Annotated in this window: 14 protein-coding genes; 6 read left to right on the top strand and 8 right to left on the bottom strand. The window is 47.0% G+C overall.

The genetic code is table 11. From position 1 onward, the window contains the following. From KF839_RS12180 to KF839_RS12145, 8 genes are all read right to left on the bottom strand, one after another. Window positions 1–124, bottom strand: a 124-nt coding sequence (locus KF839_RS12180) for a GTP-binding protein (RefSeq protein WP_292918119.1), incomplete at its 3' end; no start/stop codon positions are given. 39 nt (window positions 125–163) lie between these two features. Beyond that, on the bottom strand, window positions 164–2,254 hold the full coding sequence (fusA, locus tag KF839_RS12175) for an elongation factor G (RefSeq protein ID WP_292918117.1): 2,091 nt from the start codon (window positions 2,252–2,254) through the stop codon (window positions 164–166). 38 nt (window positions 2,255–2,292) lie between these two features. Beyond that, on the bottom strand, window positions 2,293–2,763 hold the full coding sequence (rpsG, locus tag KF839_RS12170) for a 30S ribosomal protein S7 (RefSeq protein WP_292918116.1): 471 nt from the start codon (window positions 2,761–2,763) through the stop codon (window positions 2,293–2,295). A gap of 67 nt (window positions 2,764–2,830) precedes the next feature. Further along, window positions 2,831–3,208, bottom strand: coding sequence for a 30S ribosomal protein S12 (gene rpsL, locus KF839_RS12165; protein ID WP_292918115.1), 378 nt, complete (start codon window positions 3,206–3,208; stop codon window positions 2,831–2,833). Between the two features lie 302 nt (window positions 3,209–3,510). Next, window positions 3,511–3,996 carry a YajQ family cyclic di-GMP-binding protein gene (locus KF839_RS12160; RefSeq protein WP_292918114.1) on the bottom strand — a complete coding sequence of 162 codons (486 nt, stop codon included), beginning with the start codon at window positions 3,994–3,996 and terminating at the stop codon, window positions 3,511–3,513. Between the two features lie 84 nt (window positions 3,997–4,080). Beyond that, window positions 4,081–5,307 (bottom strand): argininosuccinate synthase, encoded by a 1,227-nt coding sequence (locus KF839_RS12155; protein ID WP_292918113.1) that lies wholly within the window; start codon window positions 5,305–5,307, stop codon window positions 4,081–4,083. Window positions 5,308–5,368: 61 nt separating this feature from the next. Further along, on the bottom strand, window positions 5,369–6,295 hold the full coding sequence (gene argF, locus KF839_RS12150; RefSeq protein ID WP_292918112.1) for an ornithine carbamoyltransferase: 927 nt from the start codon (window positions 6,293–6,295) through the stop codon (window positions 5,369–5,371). A gap of 48 nt (window positions 6,296–6,343) precedes the next feature. Continuing rightward, a complete protein-coding gene (locus tag KF839_RS12145; protein WP_292918111.1) occupies window positions 6,344–7,504 on the bottom strand; it encodes an aspartate aminotransferase family protein in 1,161 nt (386 codons plus the stop codon). Between the two features lie 297 nt (window positions 7,505–7,801). On the opposite strand from KF839_RS12145, the gene gyrA reads away from it, so the two are divergent. The 6 genes from gyrA (at window position 7,802) to KF839_RS12115 (ending at window position 15,870) form a co-directional block, all read left to right on the top strand. Continuing rightward, window positions 7,802–10,366, top strand: a complete 2,565-nt coding sequence (gene gyrA / locus KF839_RS12140; protein WP_292918110.1) for a DNA gyrase subunit A — start codon at window positions 7,802–7,804, stop codon at window positions 10,364–10,366. Between the two features lie 34 nt (window positions 10,367–10,400). Beyond that, window positions 10,401–11,480 (top strand): 3-phosphoserine/phosphohydroxythreonine transaminase, encoded by a 1,080-nt coding sequence (serC, locus tag KF839_RS12135; RefSeq protein WP_292918109.1) that lies wholly within the window; start codon window positions 10,401–10,403, stop codon window positions 11,478–11,480. Beyond that, window positions 11,473–12,663 carry a 3-phosphoglycerate dehydrogenase family protein gene (locus tag KF839_RS12130; protein ID WP_292918108.1) on the top strand — a complete coding sequence of 397 codons (1,191 nt, stop codon included), beginning with the start codon at window positions 11,473–11,475 and terminating at the stop codon, window positions 12,661–12,663. The genes serC and KF839_RS12130 overlap by 8 nt, the downstream gene beginning before the upstream one ends. Window positions 12,664–12,701: 38 nt before the next feature. Further along, window positions 12,702–13,772 (top strand): prephenate dehydratase, encoded by a 1,071-nt coding sequence (gene pheA, locus KF839_RS12125; protein WP_292918107.1) that lies wholly within the window; start codon window positions 12,702–12,704, stop codon window positions 13,770–13,772. A gap of 67 nt (window positions 13,773–13,839) precedes the next feature. Next, a complete protein-coding gene (gene hisC / locus KF839_RS12120; RefSeq protein WP_292918106.1) occupies window positions 13,840–14,958 on the top strand; it encodes a histidinol-phosphate transaminase in 1,119 nt (372 codons plus the stop codon). A 24-nt stretch (window positions 14,959–14,982) separates the two neighbouring features. Continuing rightward, window positions 14,983–15,870 (top strand): prephenate dehydrogenase, encoded by an 888-nt coding sequence (locus tag KF839_RS12115; protein ID WP_292918105.1) that lies wholly within the window; start codon window positions 14,983–14,985, stop codon window positions 15,868–15,870. The last annotated feature ends 173 nt before the right edge of the window (window positions 15,871–16,043 follow it).

Here is a 16,043-nt window from a genome sequence, read left to right as displayed (position 1 = left end):
CGCCAAACTTCTTCGTCAATATCGTCGTTATCGCCGCCGTCAGCGTCGTCTTCCCATGATCCACATGCCCTATCGTTCCCACATTCACGTGTGGCTTCGACCGCTCAAATTTACTCTTTGCCATGATCTATCCTTTTGCGCACTTAAAACAAATCCCAATCAATTACTTTTTATTTATAATAGCTTCGGCCACATTTTTTGGAGCTTCTGCATAGTGCTTAAACTCCATGGTATATGTTGCTCTGCCCTGAGTTGCCGATCTTAAAGCCGTTGAATATCCAAACATTTCCGCCAATGGAACTTCGGCACGAATGACCTTGAGTCCGGGAACATCTTCCATACCTTGAATCATTCCTCGCCGCGAAGATAAATCCCCAACAACATTTCCCATAAAATCTTCCGGCGTCTCAACTTCTACAGACATCATTGGCTCTAGCAATACAGGATTTGCTTTGCGCATCCCATCCTTAAACGCAATCGACGCAGCCATTTTGAAAGCATTTTCATTTGAATCGACATCATGATATGAACCATCAAACAGAGTTACCCTAACATCTACAACCGGATAACCCGCCAACACCCCACTCGGCAATGTTTCATTCAGACCTTTTTCAACCGCCGGAATATATTCACGAGGCACCGCTCCGCCTTTTATTTCATCTACGAATTCAAATCCTTTTCCAGCTTCATTTGGTTCCATTTTCAACCATACGTGGCCATACTGTCCTCGACCACCTGATTGTTTTACAAATTTTCCTTCAATTTCTACAGATTTCCTAATTGCCTCGCGATAAGCTACTTGAGGAGCCCCAACATTAGCCTCCACACCAAACTCCCGCTTCATCCGGTCAACAATAATTTCCAAATGCAACTCACCCATACCGGAAATAATTGTTTGCCCTGATTCTTCATCTGTTCGAACTCTAAACGATGGATCTTCTTGCGCCAATCTATTTAACGCAATCCCCATTTTCTCTTGATCCATTTTTGTTTTTGGCTCAACAGCCACATGAATGACTGGTTCAGGAAAATCCATTCTTTCCAATGTAATAATTTTCTGAGGATCACACAGAGTGTCGCCCGTCACCACTTCCTTCAAACCAACTGCCGCCGCTATATCACCCGCACGTACTTCTTTTATCTCTTCGCGCTGATTCGCGTGCATTTGCAAAATCCTGCCAATCCTTTCCTTTTTACCTTTAACCGAATTATAAATGGTATCGCCTGAGGTCACGACTCCCGAATAAACCCTGAAAAAGATAAGCTGCCCCACATAAGGATCAGTCGCTATCTTAAATGCTAAAGCAGAAAAAGGTTCGCCATCGCTTGCCACTCTTTTATCTGGCTCCCCATTCTCATTCTCGCCTTGTATTGCCAAGACATCGGTGGGCGCCGGCATATAATCAATAACCGCATCCAGCATTGCTTGCACGCCTTTATTCTTAAAGGCAGTTCCACACATCATTGGGACTATTTCATTGTTAATCGTTCTGCTGCGCAGCCCGCTCTTAATATCCGGAAGCTCCAAATCGCCACTTTCTAAATATTTATTCATTAATTCTTCATTGGCTTCTGCAGCTGTTTCCAACATTCTTTCGCGCCACATCGCTGCATCTTCTTTAAGATTTGCAGGTATATCACGCTCCTCGAACTTCATTCCCCGGCTCTCATCATCCCAATAAATAGCTTTCATTTTGACGAGATCAATCACTCCCTCAAATTTATCTTCTGCGCCTATCGGTAGTTGAATTGGAATCGGCGTTGCTTTGAGTCGCGTTTTAATTTGTTCATACACACGCATGAAGTTTGCGCCCGATCTATCCATCTTATTGACGAATGCCAATCGCGGCACCTGATACTTATTCGCTTGCCTCCATACAGTCTCCGTTTGAGGCTGAACTCCGCCAACCGCACAAAACACTGTACAAGCGCCGTCCAATACACGTAATGAGCGCTCAACCTCGATCGTGAAATCAACGTGCCCCGGTGTATCGATAATATTAATGCGATGTTCGGGATAGTTCCCTGCCATCCCTTTCCAGAAGCATGTAGTAGCCGCAGAAGTGATGGTAATCCCTCTTTCTTGCTCTTGCTCCATCCAATCCATGGTAGCCGCACCATCATGGACTTCACCTAATTTATGCGATACTCCCGTATAGAAAAGTACACGTTCAGTTGTCGTTGTCTTCCCCGCATCAATATGCGCCATGATGCCTATATTTCTATAACGTTCTATGGGTGTTTTTCTAGCCACAATTAAGCCTTACTATTTATTCAATGTAACAGTAACTTTCAAAATCTAAAGTGAGAGAAGGCTTTGTTTGATTCCGCCATTCGATGTACTTCTTCACGTTTCTTTACGGCACCACCTCGCCCTTCAGCCGCTTCCGATAACTCGCCCGCCAACCTTGCATCCATCGACTTCTCATTTCTTTTTCTAGCAGCATCTCTCAACCATCGCATAGCCAATGCATTCCGACGCACCGAACGAACTTCAACGGGAACCTGATAATTAGCTCCACCAACACGCCGGCTCTTGACCTCCACGATTGGCCTTACATTCGTTAATGCTTGCGTGAATATTTCCAAAGGATCACTTCCAGTTTTCTTTTCGATTTGCTCTAGAGCACCGTAGATTATTCTTTCTGCAACCGACTTTTTCCCACGCGTCATAAGCACATTGATAAATTTCGCAAGCTCTACATTGTGATACTTGGGGTCAGGCAAAATTTCTCTCTTTGGAACTTCTCTACGTCTTGGCATTATGAAACCTCATTTCCTTTATTTCACTTATCTTTTCGATACTCGTCTTATTTCAAGGTTATCAGTTCTAAGCAGTTTTAGGTTTTTTAGAACCATATTTCGATCTTCCTTGCTTTCGATCCTTCACCCCAGCCGTATCCAAACTCCCCCGTACCGTATGGTATCGCACACCAGGCAAATCTTTAACCCGCCCTCCTCGTATCAAAACAACCGAGTGCTCCTGAAGATTATGCCCTTCCCCGCCGATATAGCTTGTCACTTCGAAACCGTTAGTTAATCGTACCCTAGCCACTTTACGCAAGGCTGAGTTCGGTTTTTTAGGTGTCGTCGTATAAACTCTTGTACATACCCCTCGCTTTTGCGGGCAATTTTCTAACGCAGGTACACTGCTTTTAATTCGCTTGGCCGCACGGGGTTTTCGAACTAACTGACTTATCGTTGGCATTTCTTTCTGTATCCTAAAAAAAACTGCGACGACCTTTAGTCGCCTAGCTACTTTCTGCTGGTATTATTTTGTTCCAGTGAAGCTGATTGGAAACTAGCAATTCGTCACCATCGGATTTTATATACCCTTTGGTGCGACAAAAAAGAGACCGGATTCTATTGGGTTTATAAATGCATGTCAAGACAAACAGTCATGATATTAATCTGCTTCCGTTTTCCATCACTTCAAACTTTCAACTATGAACCGACACTTAAATAATAAAAATATTATTACCCTATACTTACTTCATCTGCTGATCACATTCAATCTCTGAAATTCTGGAATTGCAGCGGATAATCACTTACCGATTTTTTAACCAACTGAATTGTTTCCTGAAGTACATCTTTTTTGGCACCGGATACGCGCACAACATCCGCTTGTATACTAGCTTGTACTTTTAATTTACTATCCTTTATGTACTTGATTATTTTTTTTGCGAGTTCTGCTTCCACTCCGGTTTTAACAGTGACTGTTTGTTTCACTTTATTACCGCTAATTTTTTCCATCGCGCCCTTATCCAGACACCGCACATCCACATTACGCTTTGTCAGTTTTGTTCTTAGAATATCCAAAACCTGCTCCAACTTGAACTCGTCATCAGCAAAAACCGTTAATTGATAATCCGCTTGTTCAACTCTCGCATCAGAACCCTTAAAATCAAAGCGTGTACTAACTTCTTTATTTACTTGGTCCACCGCGTTCTTGACTTCCTGTTTATCAACCTCTGAAACGATATCAAATGTTGGCATAGTTATCCCACTTGAGACTGGTTCTTCTTTTTTTACATCTGATACTTAATTTTCCACCATGAAGCTCACGCATTGAGAAACATTCTAAAGCTTGGATTTTTTCTTTGTGGCATTTGCCGCAATACGCATCCTTAGGGCATTTAATCTTATAAATCCTGTCGCATCTTCTTGATTATATGCCCCCGCGTCGTCCTCAAAAGTCGCAATTGTGGGATCGAACAGTGAATCGGTCGCTGAATCTCTACCGACAACAATAACATTTCCTTTATACAGTTTTAACCGAACCCATCCATTCACTCTCTCTTGCGTCACATCAATCATCGTCTGCAACACTTTTCGTTCCGGACTCCACCAGTAGCCGTTATAAATTAAAGAAGCATAACGAGGCATTAAATCATCCTTAAGATGCGCCACTTCACGATCCAATGTTATTGACTCCATCGCGCGATGCGCACGCAACAAAATCGTACCCCCGGGTGTTTCATAGCAACCTCTTGATTTCATGCCAACATATCGGTTTTCCACCAGATCCAACCTTCCAATTCCATGCTTACCACCGATTTGATTAAGTTTCGCTAATATATTCGCCGGTGACATCTGTTCACCATTTATCGCGACAGCATCACCGCGCTTGAATTCCAAATCTAGAATCTCTGGCTCATCCGGCGCCTTCTCCGGTGAAACGCTCCAACGCCACATTGATTCCTCCGGTTCCACTGCAGGATCTTCAAGTATTCTGCCTTCATACGAAATATGCAATAAATTCGCGTCCATACTGTACGGTGATCCCGCTTTCTTTTTCATTTCGACCGGAATGCCGTGTTGCTCCGCATATTGCAGTAATTTCTCCCTTGAGATTAAATCCCACTCTCGCCACGGTGCGATGACGTGTATATCCGGCTGCAACGCATAGTATCCCAATTCAAACCGAACTTGATCGTTCCCCTTACCGGTAGCGCCATGAGAAACCGCATCGGCATTTGTCTCTTGCGCTATCTCAATTTGTCTTTTTGCGATCAGCGGACGTGCGATACTCGTCCCTAATAGATATTCACCTTCGTAGATCGTATTGGCCCGAAACATCGGAAACACGAAATCCCGCACAAATTCTTCACGCAAATCGTCAATGTAAATTTCTTTAACCCCTAGCTGCTTTGCTTTAGCTCTTGCAGGTTCAACTTCTTCCCCCTGTCCGATATCCGCCGTAAAAGTAACCACTTCACATTGATAGGTATCTTGCAGCCATTTCAAAATAACGGATGTATCAAGTCCACCGGAAAACGCCAGAACCACTTTATTTACTTTTTTCATTATTTTTTATACTTTCTTTAAATGAAATACCAATAACCTAATAAAATTAATTTCTTATAATTTATTTTGCGGTGCTCAGCTTACCTAATAATAAATATTCCATCAGCGCCTTTTGCGTGTGCAGCCGATTCTCAGCCTCATCCCAAACCACTGATTGCGGGCCATCCAAAACCTCCGCACTTACCTCCTCATCGCGATGAGCCGGCAAACAATGCATGAATAATGCATCCGGTTTTGCCAAAGCCATCATTTCAGCATCAACGCAAAAATCGGCAAAATCATTCTTTCTCCGTTCCGTTTCCGCTTCAAATCCCATACTCGTCCACACATCCGTGGTCACTAAGTCTGCCCCAACCACTGCCTGATGCGGATTAGCAAACTTTTCAAAATGCGCGGCGCCACTCAAATCAATCTGTTCAGGATGAATTTCATAGCCAGGAGGTGTTGAAACGTGCACTTTAAAATTAAACACTTCGGCGGCTTGCAACCAAGTACTGCACATATTATTGGAATCACCAATCCAAGCAACGGTTTTGCCTTCTATTGCGCCCCGATGTTCCGTAAAGGTAAAAATATCACTCATAATTTGACATGGATGATATTCATCGGTCAGGCCATTGATCACGGGAACTCTTGAATGCTCAGCGAAACGCTTGATAATGTCATGATCATAAGTACGGATCGTTACCAGATCCACCATGCGGGAAATGACACGTGCGGCATCTTCAACAGGTTCTCCGCGCCCCAGCTGAGTATCCCGGGAAGATAAATAAATAGCTGTGCCGCCCAACTGATGCATGCCTGCTTCGAATGACAGTCGCGTTCGTGTTGAATTCTTATCGAAGATCATCGCCAACGTGCGGTCGGTGAGCGGCCAATATTGCCGGTACTGTTTGAATTCCTGTTTTATCCAGCAAGTGCGTTCAAACAAATACTCATATTCATCACGGCGAAAATCGTTAAATTGCAAAAAATGCTTTAATTGCATAACAAGATAAATAGCTAATCAATCAACAACCGATTAATTGTATTCAACTTAGCTATTAAGAAACTCCTTTATTATCGAACACGTGATATCAATTACTTGCTCCGCTTCATGCTGTTGCATCACCAATGCGGGCAATAAGCGTATCACTTTGTCCGAAGTTACATTGATCAATAATTTTCTTTCCAAGGCCTTCTTAACCAATTCCGTGCAAGGCACCGCCAGTTCAATACCGGTAATCAAACCCTGCCCTCTAATTTGCACCACCCCCGCGACATCCGCAAGCTGATGTTTCAACCGATCACGCATAAAATCGCCCAATTGGGTAACATGGTCCAGAAGATTCTCATCCGCAATCACGTTCAACGTCTCAATCGCGGCTGCGCAAGCCAACGGGTTTCCACCGAATGTAGATGCATGATTACCGGGTTTGAAAACATCGGCTGCCACACCTTTCGCCAAACAAGCGCCGATTGCCACGCCACCGCCCAATCCTTTAGCCAATGTAATCACATCCGGCACGATCCGACTATGTTGAAAAGCAAACCACTTTCCGCTGCGTCCAATTCCGGATTGCACTTCATCAAGCATCAATAACCAGTCTTGCTGATTGCAAAGATCGCGCAATCCCTCTAAATAATGCACTTCCGGAATATTGACACCGCCTTCACCCTGGAAAGGTTCTACCAGCACTGCTACAACATCCTTATTGTTAGCAGCAACCTGACTGATCGCCTCGATATTGTTATAAGGTACACGCACGAATCCGGACAGTAAAGGCTCAAAACCGGCTTGTACTTTGCGGTTTCCGCTCGCTGTCAAAGTTGCCATGGTACGACCGTGAAAAGATCGTTCCATGACAATAATGGTCGGCAATGAAATTCCCTTGTTATGTCCGTGAAGCCTGGCAAGTTTTATGGCTGCTTCATTGGCTTCCGCACCGGAATTGCAAAAAAAAGCATTATCCATTCCTGACAATGCAACCAAGCGTTCAGCCAATTCTTCCTGTCTCCGGATATGAAACAGATTCGACGTATGGATCAAAGTCCCCGCTTGCTCGCAAATAGCCCTGGTTAATCGCGGATGACAATGACCCAGTCCGCAAACAGCCACTCCAGACAACGCATCCAGATATCTCTCATCGTTGTCGTCCCACAGCCACACTCCCTGACCTTTAACGAAGGTGACAGGTAATCGTGAGTATGTATTCATCAAGTTAGACACAGCACAACACTCGCATATATTTTAGATAAAAAAAACCGGAACCCGGCTTTCCTTGGGAAGAACAAGAAAATTTAAAAAAACGATAATGTTTACCTATTTAAATCGCTTTTTCAAGCTTTTTTTCTTTAAAGATCTTCCCATTAACACAATTTTTATTACAGCAAAGTTAACTGAGAATTGATCGCAACATGTTAGAATAAAAAATATCGAATTGCACAAATACGTAAAAATAAAAAACAAGTCATCGCTTCTTAACCTGTCGTTTCTCTCAAAAACCCCTAAGATATGAATCAGTTTGCCAAGGAAACCCTGCCCATCAGCCTTGAAGAGGAAATGCGGCGTTCTTATCTTGATTACGCAATGAGTGTCATCGTCGGACGTGCTCTACCCGATGTTCGTGATGGTCTGAAACCGGTGCATCGGCGTGTCCTATTCGCCATGCATGAGCTTTCCAATGACTGGAACAGACCCTACAAAAAATCCGCGCGCATTGTTGGTGATGTAATCGGTAAATACCACCCGCATGGTGATACGGCTGTGTACGATACCATTGTCCGTATGGCACAAGATTTCTCCTTACGTTACATGTTAATCGACGGACAAGGAAATTTCGGCTCGGTTGACGGGGACAATGCCGCAGCCATGCGTTATACCGAGATCCGTATGTCGCGCATTGCGCACGAACTACTGGTTGACCTCGATAAAGAGACGGTGGATTTCGGCCCGAACTACGATGGTTCCGAGCAAGAACCGCTGATACTGCCAGCAAAAATACCGAATCTGCTGATTAACGGATCCTCTGGAATCGCCGTTGGGATGGCAACCAATATACCACCCCATAACTTAAGTGAAGTCGTAGACGCAGCTCTGGCGCTGCTCAAAAACCCCGAAATCAGCATCGATGAACTGATCGAACATATTCCGGCGCCTGATTTTCCAACAGCCGGAATCATCTATGGCGTCGAAGGCGTCAAAGACGGCTACCGCACTGGCCGGGGTCGCGTCGTAATGCGGGCGCGCACGCATTTTGAGGATATGGAAAAAGGAAGCCGTCAATGCATCGTCATTGATGAACTACCGTACCAAGTTAACAAAGCCAACTTATTGATACGCATCGGCGAATTAGTCCGTGACAAAAAAATCGAGGGCATTTCCGATCTGCGCGACGAGTCCGACAAATCCGGCATGCGCGTCGTCATCGAGTTAAAGCGGGGCGAAATGCCTGAAGTCATACTGAACAATTTGTATAAAGAAACGCAAATGCAGGACACGTTCGGTATGAACATGGTGGCTCTGCTTGATGGTCAGCCGCGTTTGTTGAATCTCAAACAAATCCTTGATGCTTTCTTGCGTCACCGTCGCGAAGTCGTCACACGCCGCACGGTCTATGAACTGAAAAAGGCCCGGGAACGCGGCCATATTCTGGAAGGCTTAGCGGTTGCGCTGTCCAATGTCGATGAAATTATTGCATTGATCAAAGCGGCATCGACGCCGGCCGAGGCCAAAACCGCATTGATGGCGAAAGCCTGGCGATCTGTCTTAGTCAAGGAAATGCTCGAACGCGCCATCGCGGATGCCCATGCATTACGCCCAGAAGGTTTGGATACCGCCTTCGGTTTACATACACAAGGCTACTATCTTTCCGACGAACAAGCACAAGCAATTCTGGATTTACGCTTACAGCGTCTGACCGGCTTGGAGCAAGAAAAAATCGTTAACGAATACAAGGAAGTAATTGACAAGATCATCGATTTTCTGGATATTCTGGCCAGTCCGGAGCGCATTACCAGCATCATCACTGAAGAGCTCACTATCATCAAGCAACAATTCGGCGACAAACGCCGCAGTGAAATCGTCATCAGCACTCAGGATCTGAGCGTCGAAGATCTCATCACGCCCGCCGATGTTGTAGTAACACTTTCGCACAGCGGCTATATCAAATCCCAGTTACTTGACGATTACCGCGCGCAAAAACGGGGCGGGCGCGGTAAGTTGGCCACCAGTACTAAGGAAGACGATTTCATTGACAAGCTGTTCATCGCCAACACCCACGACTATATTCTATGTTTTTCCAGCCTGGGTCGCGTGTACTGGATCAAAGTCTACGAAGTCCCCCAAGGAGGCAGGCAATCCCGCGGAAAACCGATCATCAATTGGGTGCAATTGGAAGAAGGCGAGAAGATCAATGCCGTATTACCCGTCAAAACGTTTGACGACAATCACTTTGTGTTTATGGCAACAGCTTTTGGCACCGTTAAGAAAACACCGTTATCGGAATTCTCCCGCCCTCGTAATAATGGCATTATCGCCATCGGCTTGGATGATGGCGATTATTTGATCGGTGTTGAATTGACCGACGGCAAGCATGACGTGATGCTGTTCTCCGACAACGGCAAAGCCATGCGTTTCGACGAGAATGATGTCCGTCCGATGGGACGCACCGCCCGTGGCGTGCGGGGCATGAAACTCGGTTCCGGACAGAAAGTTATCTCGATGCTGGTTGCCGAAAATGAAGAATTAGCCGTACTTACAGCGACAGAAAACGGTTACGGCAAGCGCACCCCGATCAGCGAATATACGCGCCATAACCGCGGCACACAAGGCATGATCGCTATTATCACCAGCCCGCGCAATGGCAAAGTGGTCACTGCAAAACTGGTAAAACCGGACGATGAAATCATGCTGATCACTTCCGGCGGCGTTATGATTCGCACGCGGATTAATGAAGTACGTGAAATGAGCCGCGCCACCCAAGGTGTCACTTTGATCAATCTGGATCCTGGCGAAAAGCTGGCAGGACTTGAAAGGGTTGCAGAAAGTGAAGATAGTGACAATGATAGCGTCAGCTAACCGATAGAATTTTTCATTCATTGATCATACCGTAATGAGCACAATCTATAATTTCAGCGCCGGTCCGGCGGTTCTGCCCAAAGAGGTATTGCAGCAAGCACGTGATGAAATGCTGGATTGGCACGGCAGCGGCATGTCGGTGATGGAAATGAGTCACCGCGGCAAGGAATTTATGTCAATTGCCGAAAAAACTGAAAACGATTTGCGTGAGCTGGCAGACATCCCCCAAAATTATAAAATCCTGTTTCTGCAAGGCGGCGCTTCCAGCCAATTTGCGATGGTCCCGATGAATCTGCTGCGCGGAAAAACCACCGCGGACTATATCAATACCGGGCAATGGTCGACCAAAGCGATCGAGGAAGCCGGTCGTTACTGCACCGTCAATGTCGCCGCATCATCCCAAGACAAGCATTTCACTTACATACCGCCGCAAAATGAATGGCGACTCAATCCCCAAGCAGCCTATGTTCACTATACCAGTAATGAAACCATTGGCGGCGTCGAGTTCCATTGGATACCCGATACGGATGTTCCTTTGGTTGCCGACATGTCCTCCGATATTCTATCGCGACCACTGGATGTCACCCGCTATGGCTTGATTTATGCGGGCGCGCAAAAGAATCTCGGTCCTGCCGGCTTGACGCTGGTAATCGTGCGTGAAGACTTGCTGGGAGAACCGCTACCCGCTACGCCAACTTTGTATGATTATCAAATTCACGCCCAGAACGATTCGATGTACAACACACCGCCAACCTATGCGATGTACATCACCGGTTTGGTATTTGCTTGGCTTAAAAAACAGGGAGGGCTGGCGGCGATGGAAACAATCAACAACACCAAAGCAAATCTGTTGTACGACTATCTCGACAGCACCGATTTCTACCATTGCCCAGTCGCACGAACAGACCGGTCGCGAATGAACATACCGTTCACATTGAAAAACTCAACGTTAGATGTAGAATTTCTCAAACAAGCCCAGCAAAATGGTTTATTGCAACTGAAAGGCCATCGCTCGGTCGGCGGTATGCGAGCATCAATCTACAATGCTATGCCGCTCGAAGGTGTCGCAAAGCTGGTTGCTTTCATGAAGGAGTTTGCCAGCCGCCATGCTTGAACAACGAACCTTTAAGATTCTGACGCTCAACTCGATCTCATCACACGGACTCAACCGCTTTCCCGCCGATCGTTATCAAGTCAGTCATGACTCTGAGGAGCCGGACGCCATCCTGGTACGTTCACACAATATGCTGAATAGCGTCATTCCAGCGAGTGTCAAAGCAATCGGCCGTGCCGGCGCGGGTACCAATAACATACCGGTGGAAGCAATGAATGCTCGTGGCGTACCGGTATTCAATACACCGGGTGCAAATGCCAACGCCGTCAAGGAACTGGTACTGGCCAGTTTGCTTCTGGCCGCACGCAATTTGGTGCCCGCGCTGCAATTTGCCGAAAGCCTGCAAGGTGATGACACGATCCTTAACAAGCAAGCCGAGGATAACAAAAAACGTTTTTCCGGCATCGAATTGCCGGGGCGCACATTGGGCGTCATCGGTTTAGGAGAAATCGGGCGCCTGGTTGCCAACTCCGCGATCAAACTCGGCATGAAAGTCATCGGTTACGATCCGAAAATTACCGTCGAGTCCGCATGGAGCCTATCGGCGAATGTCAAAAAAGCCAACAGTATGGAAGATTTGCTGCGCCATAGTGAATTTATCAGCGTACACGTACCGCTTCTTGACTCAACGCGGCACCTGATTGATGATCAGCGTATCCAACTGATGAAGCACCATACAATTTTATTAAATTTTTCACGTGGCGCGATTATCGATGAAGATGCCGTACTGCGCGGCATCGCTTCCAATAAAATCAGAACCTATGTCAGCGACTTTCCCAGTCAGAAATTGCAACGCCAAAAAGGCGTGATCACATTGCCGCACCTCGGTGCATCGACTACGGAAGCGGAAGATAATTGTGCTGTCATGGTGGTCGATCAATTGATCGACTTCCTGCAAAATGGCAATATCACCAATACCGTTAATTTTCCGGATACACAAATGGAGCGGGAAGTACCTTTCAGGGTAGCGGTCGCTAACGCCAACGTGCCCAATATCCTGGGGCAAATTTCCACCACGATGGCTAAAGCGGAATTGAATATTCATAACATGATCAACAAATCGCGCGGTGAAATGGCCTATACGCTGGTTGACACCGATAGCCCGGTGCCGGCGCACGTATTGAATGAAATCTCAGTCATTACCGGTGTATTGATGGCACGTTATCTCTCCATTCCCAAGTGACTCCAGCAAATGATCGTATAGCGACTCCTTCATCAACTATGTCTGAACAGCTTAAACAATTACGGGACCAGATCGACACCATAGACGAGCAGTTATTACAACTCGTCAACAAACGCGCCGGATTAGCGCAGCAAATTGGCAAAATCAAGAAAAGCGGCATCGTATATCGCCCTGAACGCGAAGCGCAAATATTGACGCGCATGCAACAACACAATCCCGGCCCCATCAGCAATGAACATATTCAACAATTATTTACTGAAATCATGTCGTTATGCCGAGCATTGGAAAAACCAATGAACGTTGCATATCTTGGCCCCAACGGCACCTTCTCCGAAGAAGCGGCATTGAAACGTTTCGGGAACGCCATCGCAACGGTCGCGTGCGATTCGATCGACGACGTGTTTCACGCGGTGGAATCAGACGTTGCCAATTACGGTGTGGTACCTGTTGAAAACTCCTCCGAAGGTGCAGTCGGAAGAACCATGGACTTGTTATTACAAACTCCACTCACGATCTGCGGTGAAATACAGTTACCCGTCCATCAGTTTCTGATGGCTCAACAAGCCGATCTTGCGCAAATCACCAAAATTTACTCGCACCCGCAATCACTGGCGCAATGCCATCATTGGATCACGACCAATCTGCCGCACTTGTCCAGTTCCGCGTTATTTCACGCCGCTAGCAATGCCGAAGCCGCGCGTCAAGCTGCGGCTTCTCAGCATGTGGCAGCCGTGGCAGGCAAAAGAGCTGCGGAATTATTCGGATTGACAATTTGCGCCGAGAATATCGAAGATGATCCGAAAAACACGACGCGCTTTTTGGTAATCGGCAAACAACAAGTCGATATTTCCGGAAAAGACAAAACATCACTCATCATGTCCACTAATAATCGCTCCGGCGCCATCTACCGATTACTTGAACCATTGGCGCAACATGGCGTCAGCATGAGCCGGCTGGAATCCCGTCCATCGCGCGCCGGCCTGTGGCAGTACGTCTTTTTTGTCGATCTCGAAGGTCATCAACACGATCAACATGTTGCCGCCGCTTTGGCGGAACTACGCGAAAAGGCGGCATTCCTAAAAATACTCGGATCTTATCCGGCAACCTAGGACTGATGCCATCAATTTCAAGTCTTCCAGAAATCATTTTTTGATCACCCATACCAAACTTAATTTTATGAATCTTTGTGATTTTGCTCCGGAATATATCCGCGCGATTCAACCATACCAACCCGGCAAACCAATTTCAGAGCTAGCGCGCGAATTTGGCCTGGATGAATCCCACATCGTCAAGTTAGCATCCAACGAAAATCCGCTCGGAACGAGCCCGCTCGCATTAGATGCGATGATGAGTGCTCTCCACGATACTGCGTTATATCCTGATGGGAGTGGTTACGAGTTAAAAAGCGCACTATCAAAACGCTATGATGTCGATCCGGGACAGATTATTTTAGGCAACGGCTCCAACGATGTACTGGATCTGGCTGCACGGGTTTTTCTGAAACCAGGCGCAGCCGCCGTGTATTCACAGCATGCATTTGCAGTCTATCCGCTGGTAGTGCAAATGATCGGCGCCAATGGCATTGCAGTCCCGGCCCGTGATTACGGTCACGATCTGCCGGCAATGCTCGATGCCATTACCCCGGAAACGCGAATCGTCTTTATCGCCAGCCCCAACAATCCGACCGGCACGTTGTCCAGCAAAGAAGATTTGCTGCGTTTCATGGAGCGAGTATCGCGCGATGTGCTGGTCGTTATGGACGAGGCGTATTACGAATATCTGCCGGAAGTCAACAAACCCGATAGCCTCAAATGGCTGCAGCAATTTCCCAATTTGCTGATCACGCGCACATTTTCCAAAGTATATGGTTTAGCCGGCGTGCGCGTCGGCTTCGGGCTCGCACACCCCGATGTCGCCAACCTGATGAACCGCGTGCGGCAACCGTTCAACGTTAGCAGCATCGGTTTGGTCGGCGCGTTGACAGCTCTGAAAGATGCTGAATTCGTACAACGATCGTATGCGCTCAACCGCGCCGGCATGTTGCAATTGACCGACAACTTCCGTAAAAAAGGTATCGATTACATCCCTTCGTACGGCAATTTCATTAGTTTTCGTGTAAAAGGCGAAACCGCCAACACATTGAAGGTATATCAAAGCCTGTTACGTCAAGGTGTTATCGTACGCCCGCTTGGAATTTACGAAATGCCGCATCACCTGCGTGTCACCATCGGACTCGAGGCGCAAAATCAACGCTTCCTTGAGTCGCTCGATCATGCTTTGAGCGGGCTGGATTAATCCCACATCCAACGAGTAATCGTTATGACAACTGCTACTGCTCTGAATAAACTGGTCGTCATCGGCGTCGGCTTGATCGGTGGTTCGTTTGCACTGGCGCTACGCAAAGCTGGCTTGGTCAAACATATCACCGGCCTCGGCCGTAGCCCGGGCAACATGCAACGCGCCGTCGAATTGGGTGTAATTGATGAAATCGCCACTGACGCCGCAACCGCAATGCACAATGCCGACTTGGTTTTCCTGGCAATGCCGGTTGGTCAGACGGCTGCGATCCTGGAGCACATTGCTCCTTATTTGCACGCCAACACCCTCATCACCGATGCCGGCAGCACCAAACGAGATGTCGTCGCCGCTGCGCGTCACTATCTGTCAATGCAAAGCCGCCACCATTTCGTACCCGGCCACCCGATCGCCGGCGCAGAACACAGCGGCGTACAAGCGGCCCAAACGGACTTATACAACAACAAGCACGTAATTCTGACACCGTTTCAGGAAACCGATGGCAAAGCGGTCGAACGCATTCGTCGGCTTTGGCAAGCCTGCGGCGCCAATGTATCGCTGATGCCCGCCGATGAGCACGACCGGGTGCTCGCCGCCACCAGCCATTTGCCGCATATCCTGGCGTTCACGCTGATGAATCAGCTGCAGCACAGCACCAATCAACCGGAAAGCTTGTTGCGCTTTGCAGGCAGCGGCTTCCGTGACTTCACCCGCATCGCCAGCAGTTCGCCGGAAATGTGGCGCGACATTTGCCTGGCAAATAGGGAAGCGCTGCTTGAACAGATTGAGGCGTATCAGCGCGAATTAAATGATCTGAAGGTATTGTTACAAAAGCAGGATAGCGACGCATTAAAGCAATCTTTTTCTCGAGCGCGTAATCTGCGAGAAGATTGGTTAAAGAATCAGGACTAAGATAATAAACAGAAATTCGATTAGCCAAATCCTAAGAAAGAAAGATTATTCCTACATATATTTCGTAAAGTCCTACGCTACAAACAGTATTATCCTATAAAGTAAGCAGTTATTTTTGCCGAAAACTCCTATTTCCAGGATCTGCAGAACGGCAAATATGAAAACAAATTCTC

This window comes from Nitrosomonas sp. (assembly GCF_019635155.1).
Classification (GTDB): domain Bacteria; phylum Pseudomonadota; class Gammaproteobacteria; order Burkholderiales; family Nitrosomonadaceae; genus Nitrosomonas.
Note: the sequence above shows the minus strand (reverse complement) of the source record. Positions and strands in the feature narration are given on the sequence as shown.

Coding starts and splice junctions, on each gene's coding strand:
- KF839_RS12145 (WP_292918111.1), bottom strand. CDS start 7,504: ATGAATACATACTCACGATTACCTGTCACCTTCGTTAAAGGTCAGGGA.
- rpsG (WP_292918116.1), bottom strand. CDS start 2,763: ATGCCAAGACGTAGAGAAGTTCCAAAGAGAGAAATTTTGCCTGACCCC.
- rpsL (WP_292918115.1), bottom strand. CDS start 3,208: ATGCCAACGATAAGTCAGTTAGTTCGAAAACCCCGTGCGGCCAAGCGA.
- argF (WP_292918112.1), bottom strand. CDS start 6,295: ATGCAATTAAAGCATTTTTTGCAATTTAACGATTTTCGCCGTGATGAA.
- KF839_RS12115 (WP_292918105.1), top strand. CDS start 14,983: ATGACAACTGCTACTGCTCTGAATAAACTGGTCGTCATCGGCGTCGGC.
- gyrA (WP_292918110.1), top strand. CDS start 7,802: ATGAATCAGTTTGCCAAGGAAACCCTGCCCATCAGCCTTGAAGAGGAA.
- KF839_RS12160 (WP_292918114.1), bottom strand. CDS start 3,996: ATGCCAACATTTGATATCGTTTCAGAGGTTGATAAACAGGAAGTCAAG.
- hisC (WP_292918106.1), top strand. CDS start 13,840: ATGAATCTTTGTGATTTTGCTCCGGAATATATCCGCGCGATTCAACCA.
- serC (WP_292918109.1), top strand. CDS start 10,401: ATGAGCACAATCTATAATTTCAGCGCCGGTCCGGCGGTTCTGCCCAAA.
- KF839_RS12155 (WP_292918113.1), bottom strand. CDS start 5,307: ATGAAAAAAGTAAATAAAGTGGTTCTGGCGTTTTCCGGTGGACTTGAT.
- KF839_RS12130 (WP_292918108.1), top strand. CDS start 11,473: ATGCTTGAACAACGAACCTTTAAGATTCTGACGCTCAACTCGATCTCA.
- pheA (WP_292918107.1), top strand. CDS start 12,702: ATGTCTGAACAGCTTAAACAATTACGGGACCAGATCGACACCATAGAC.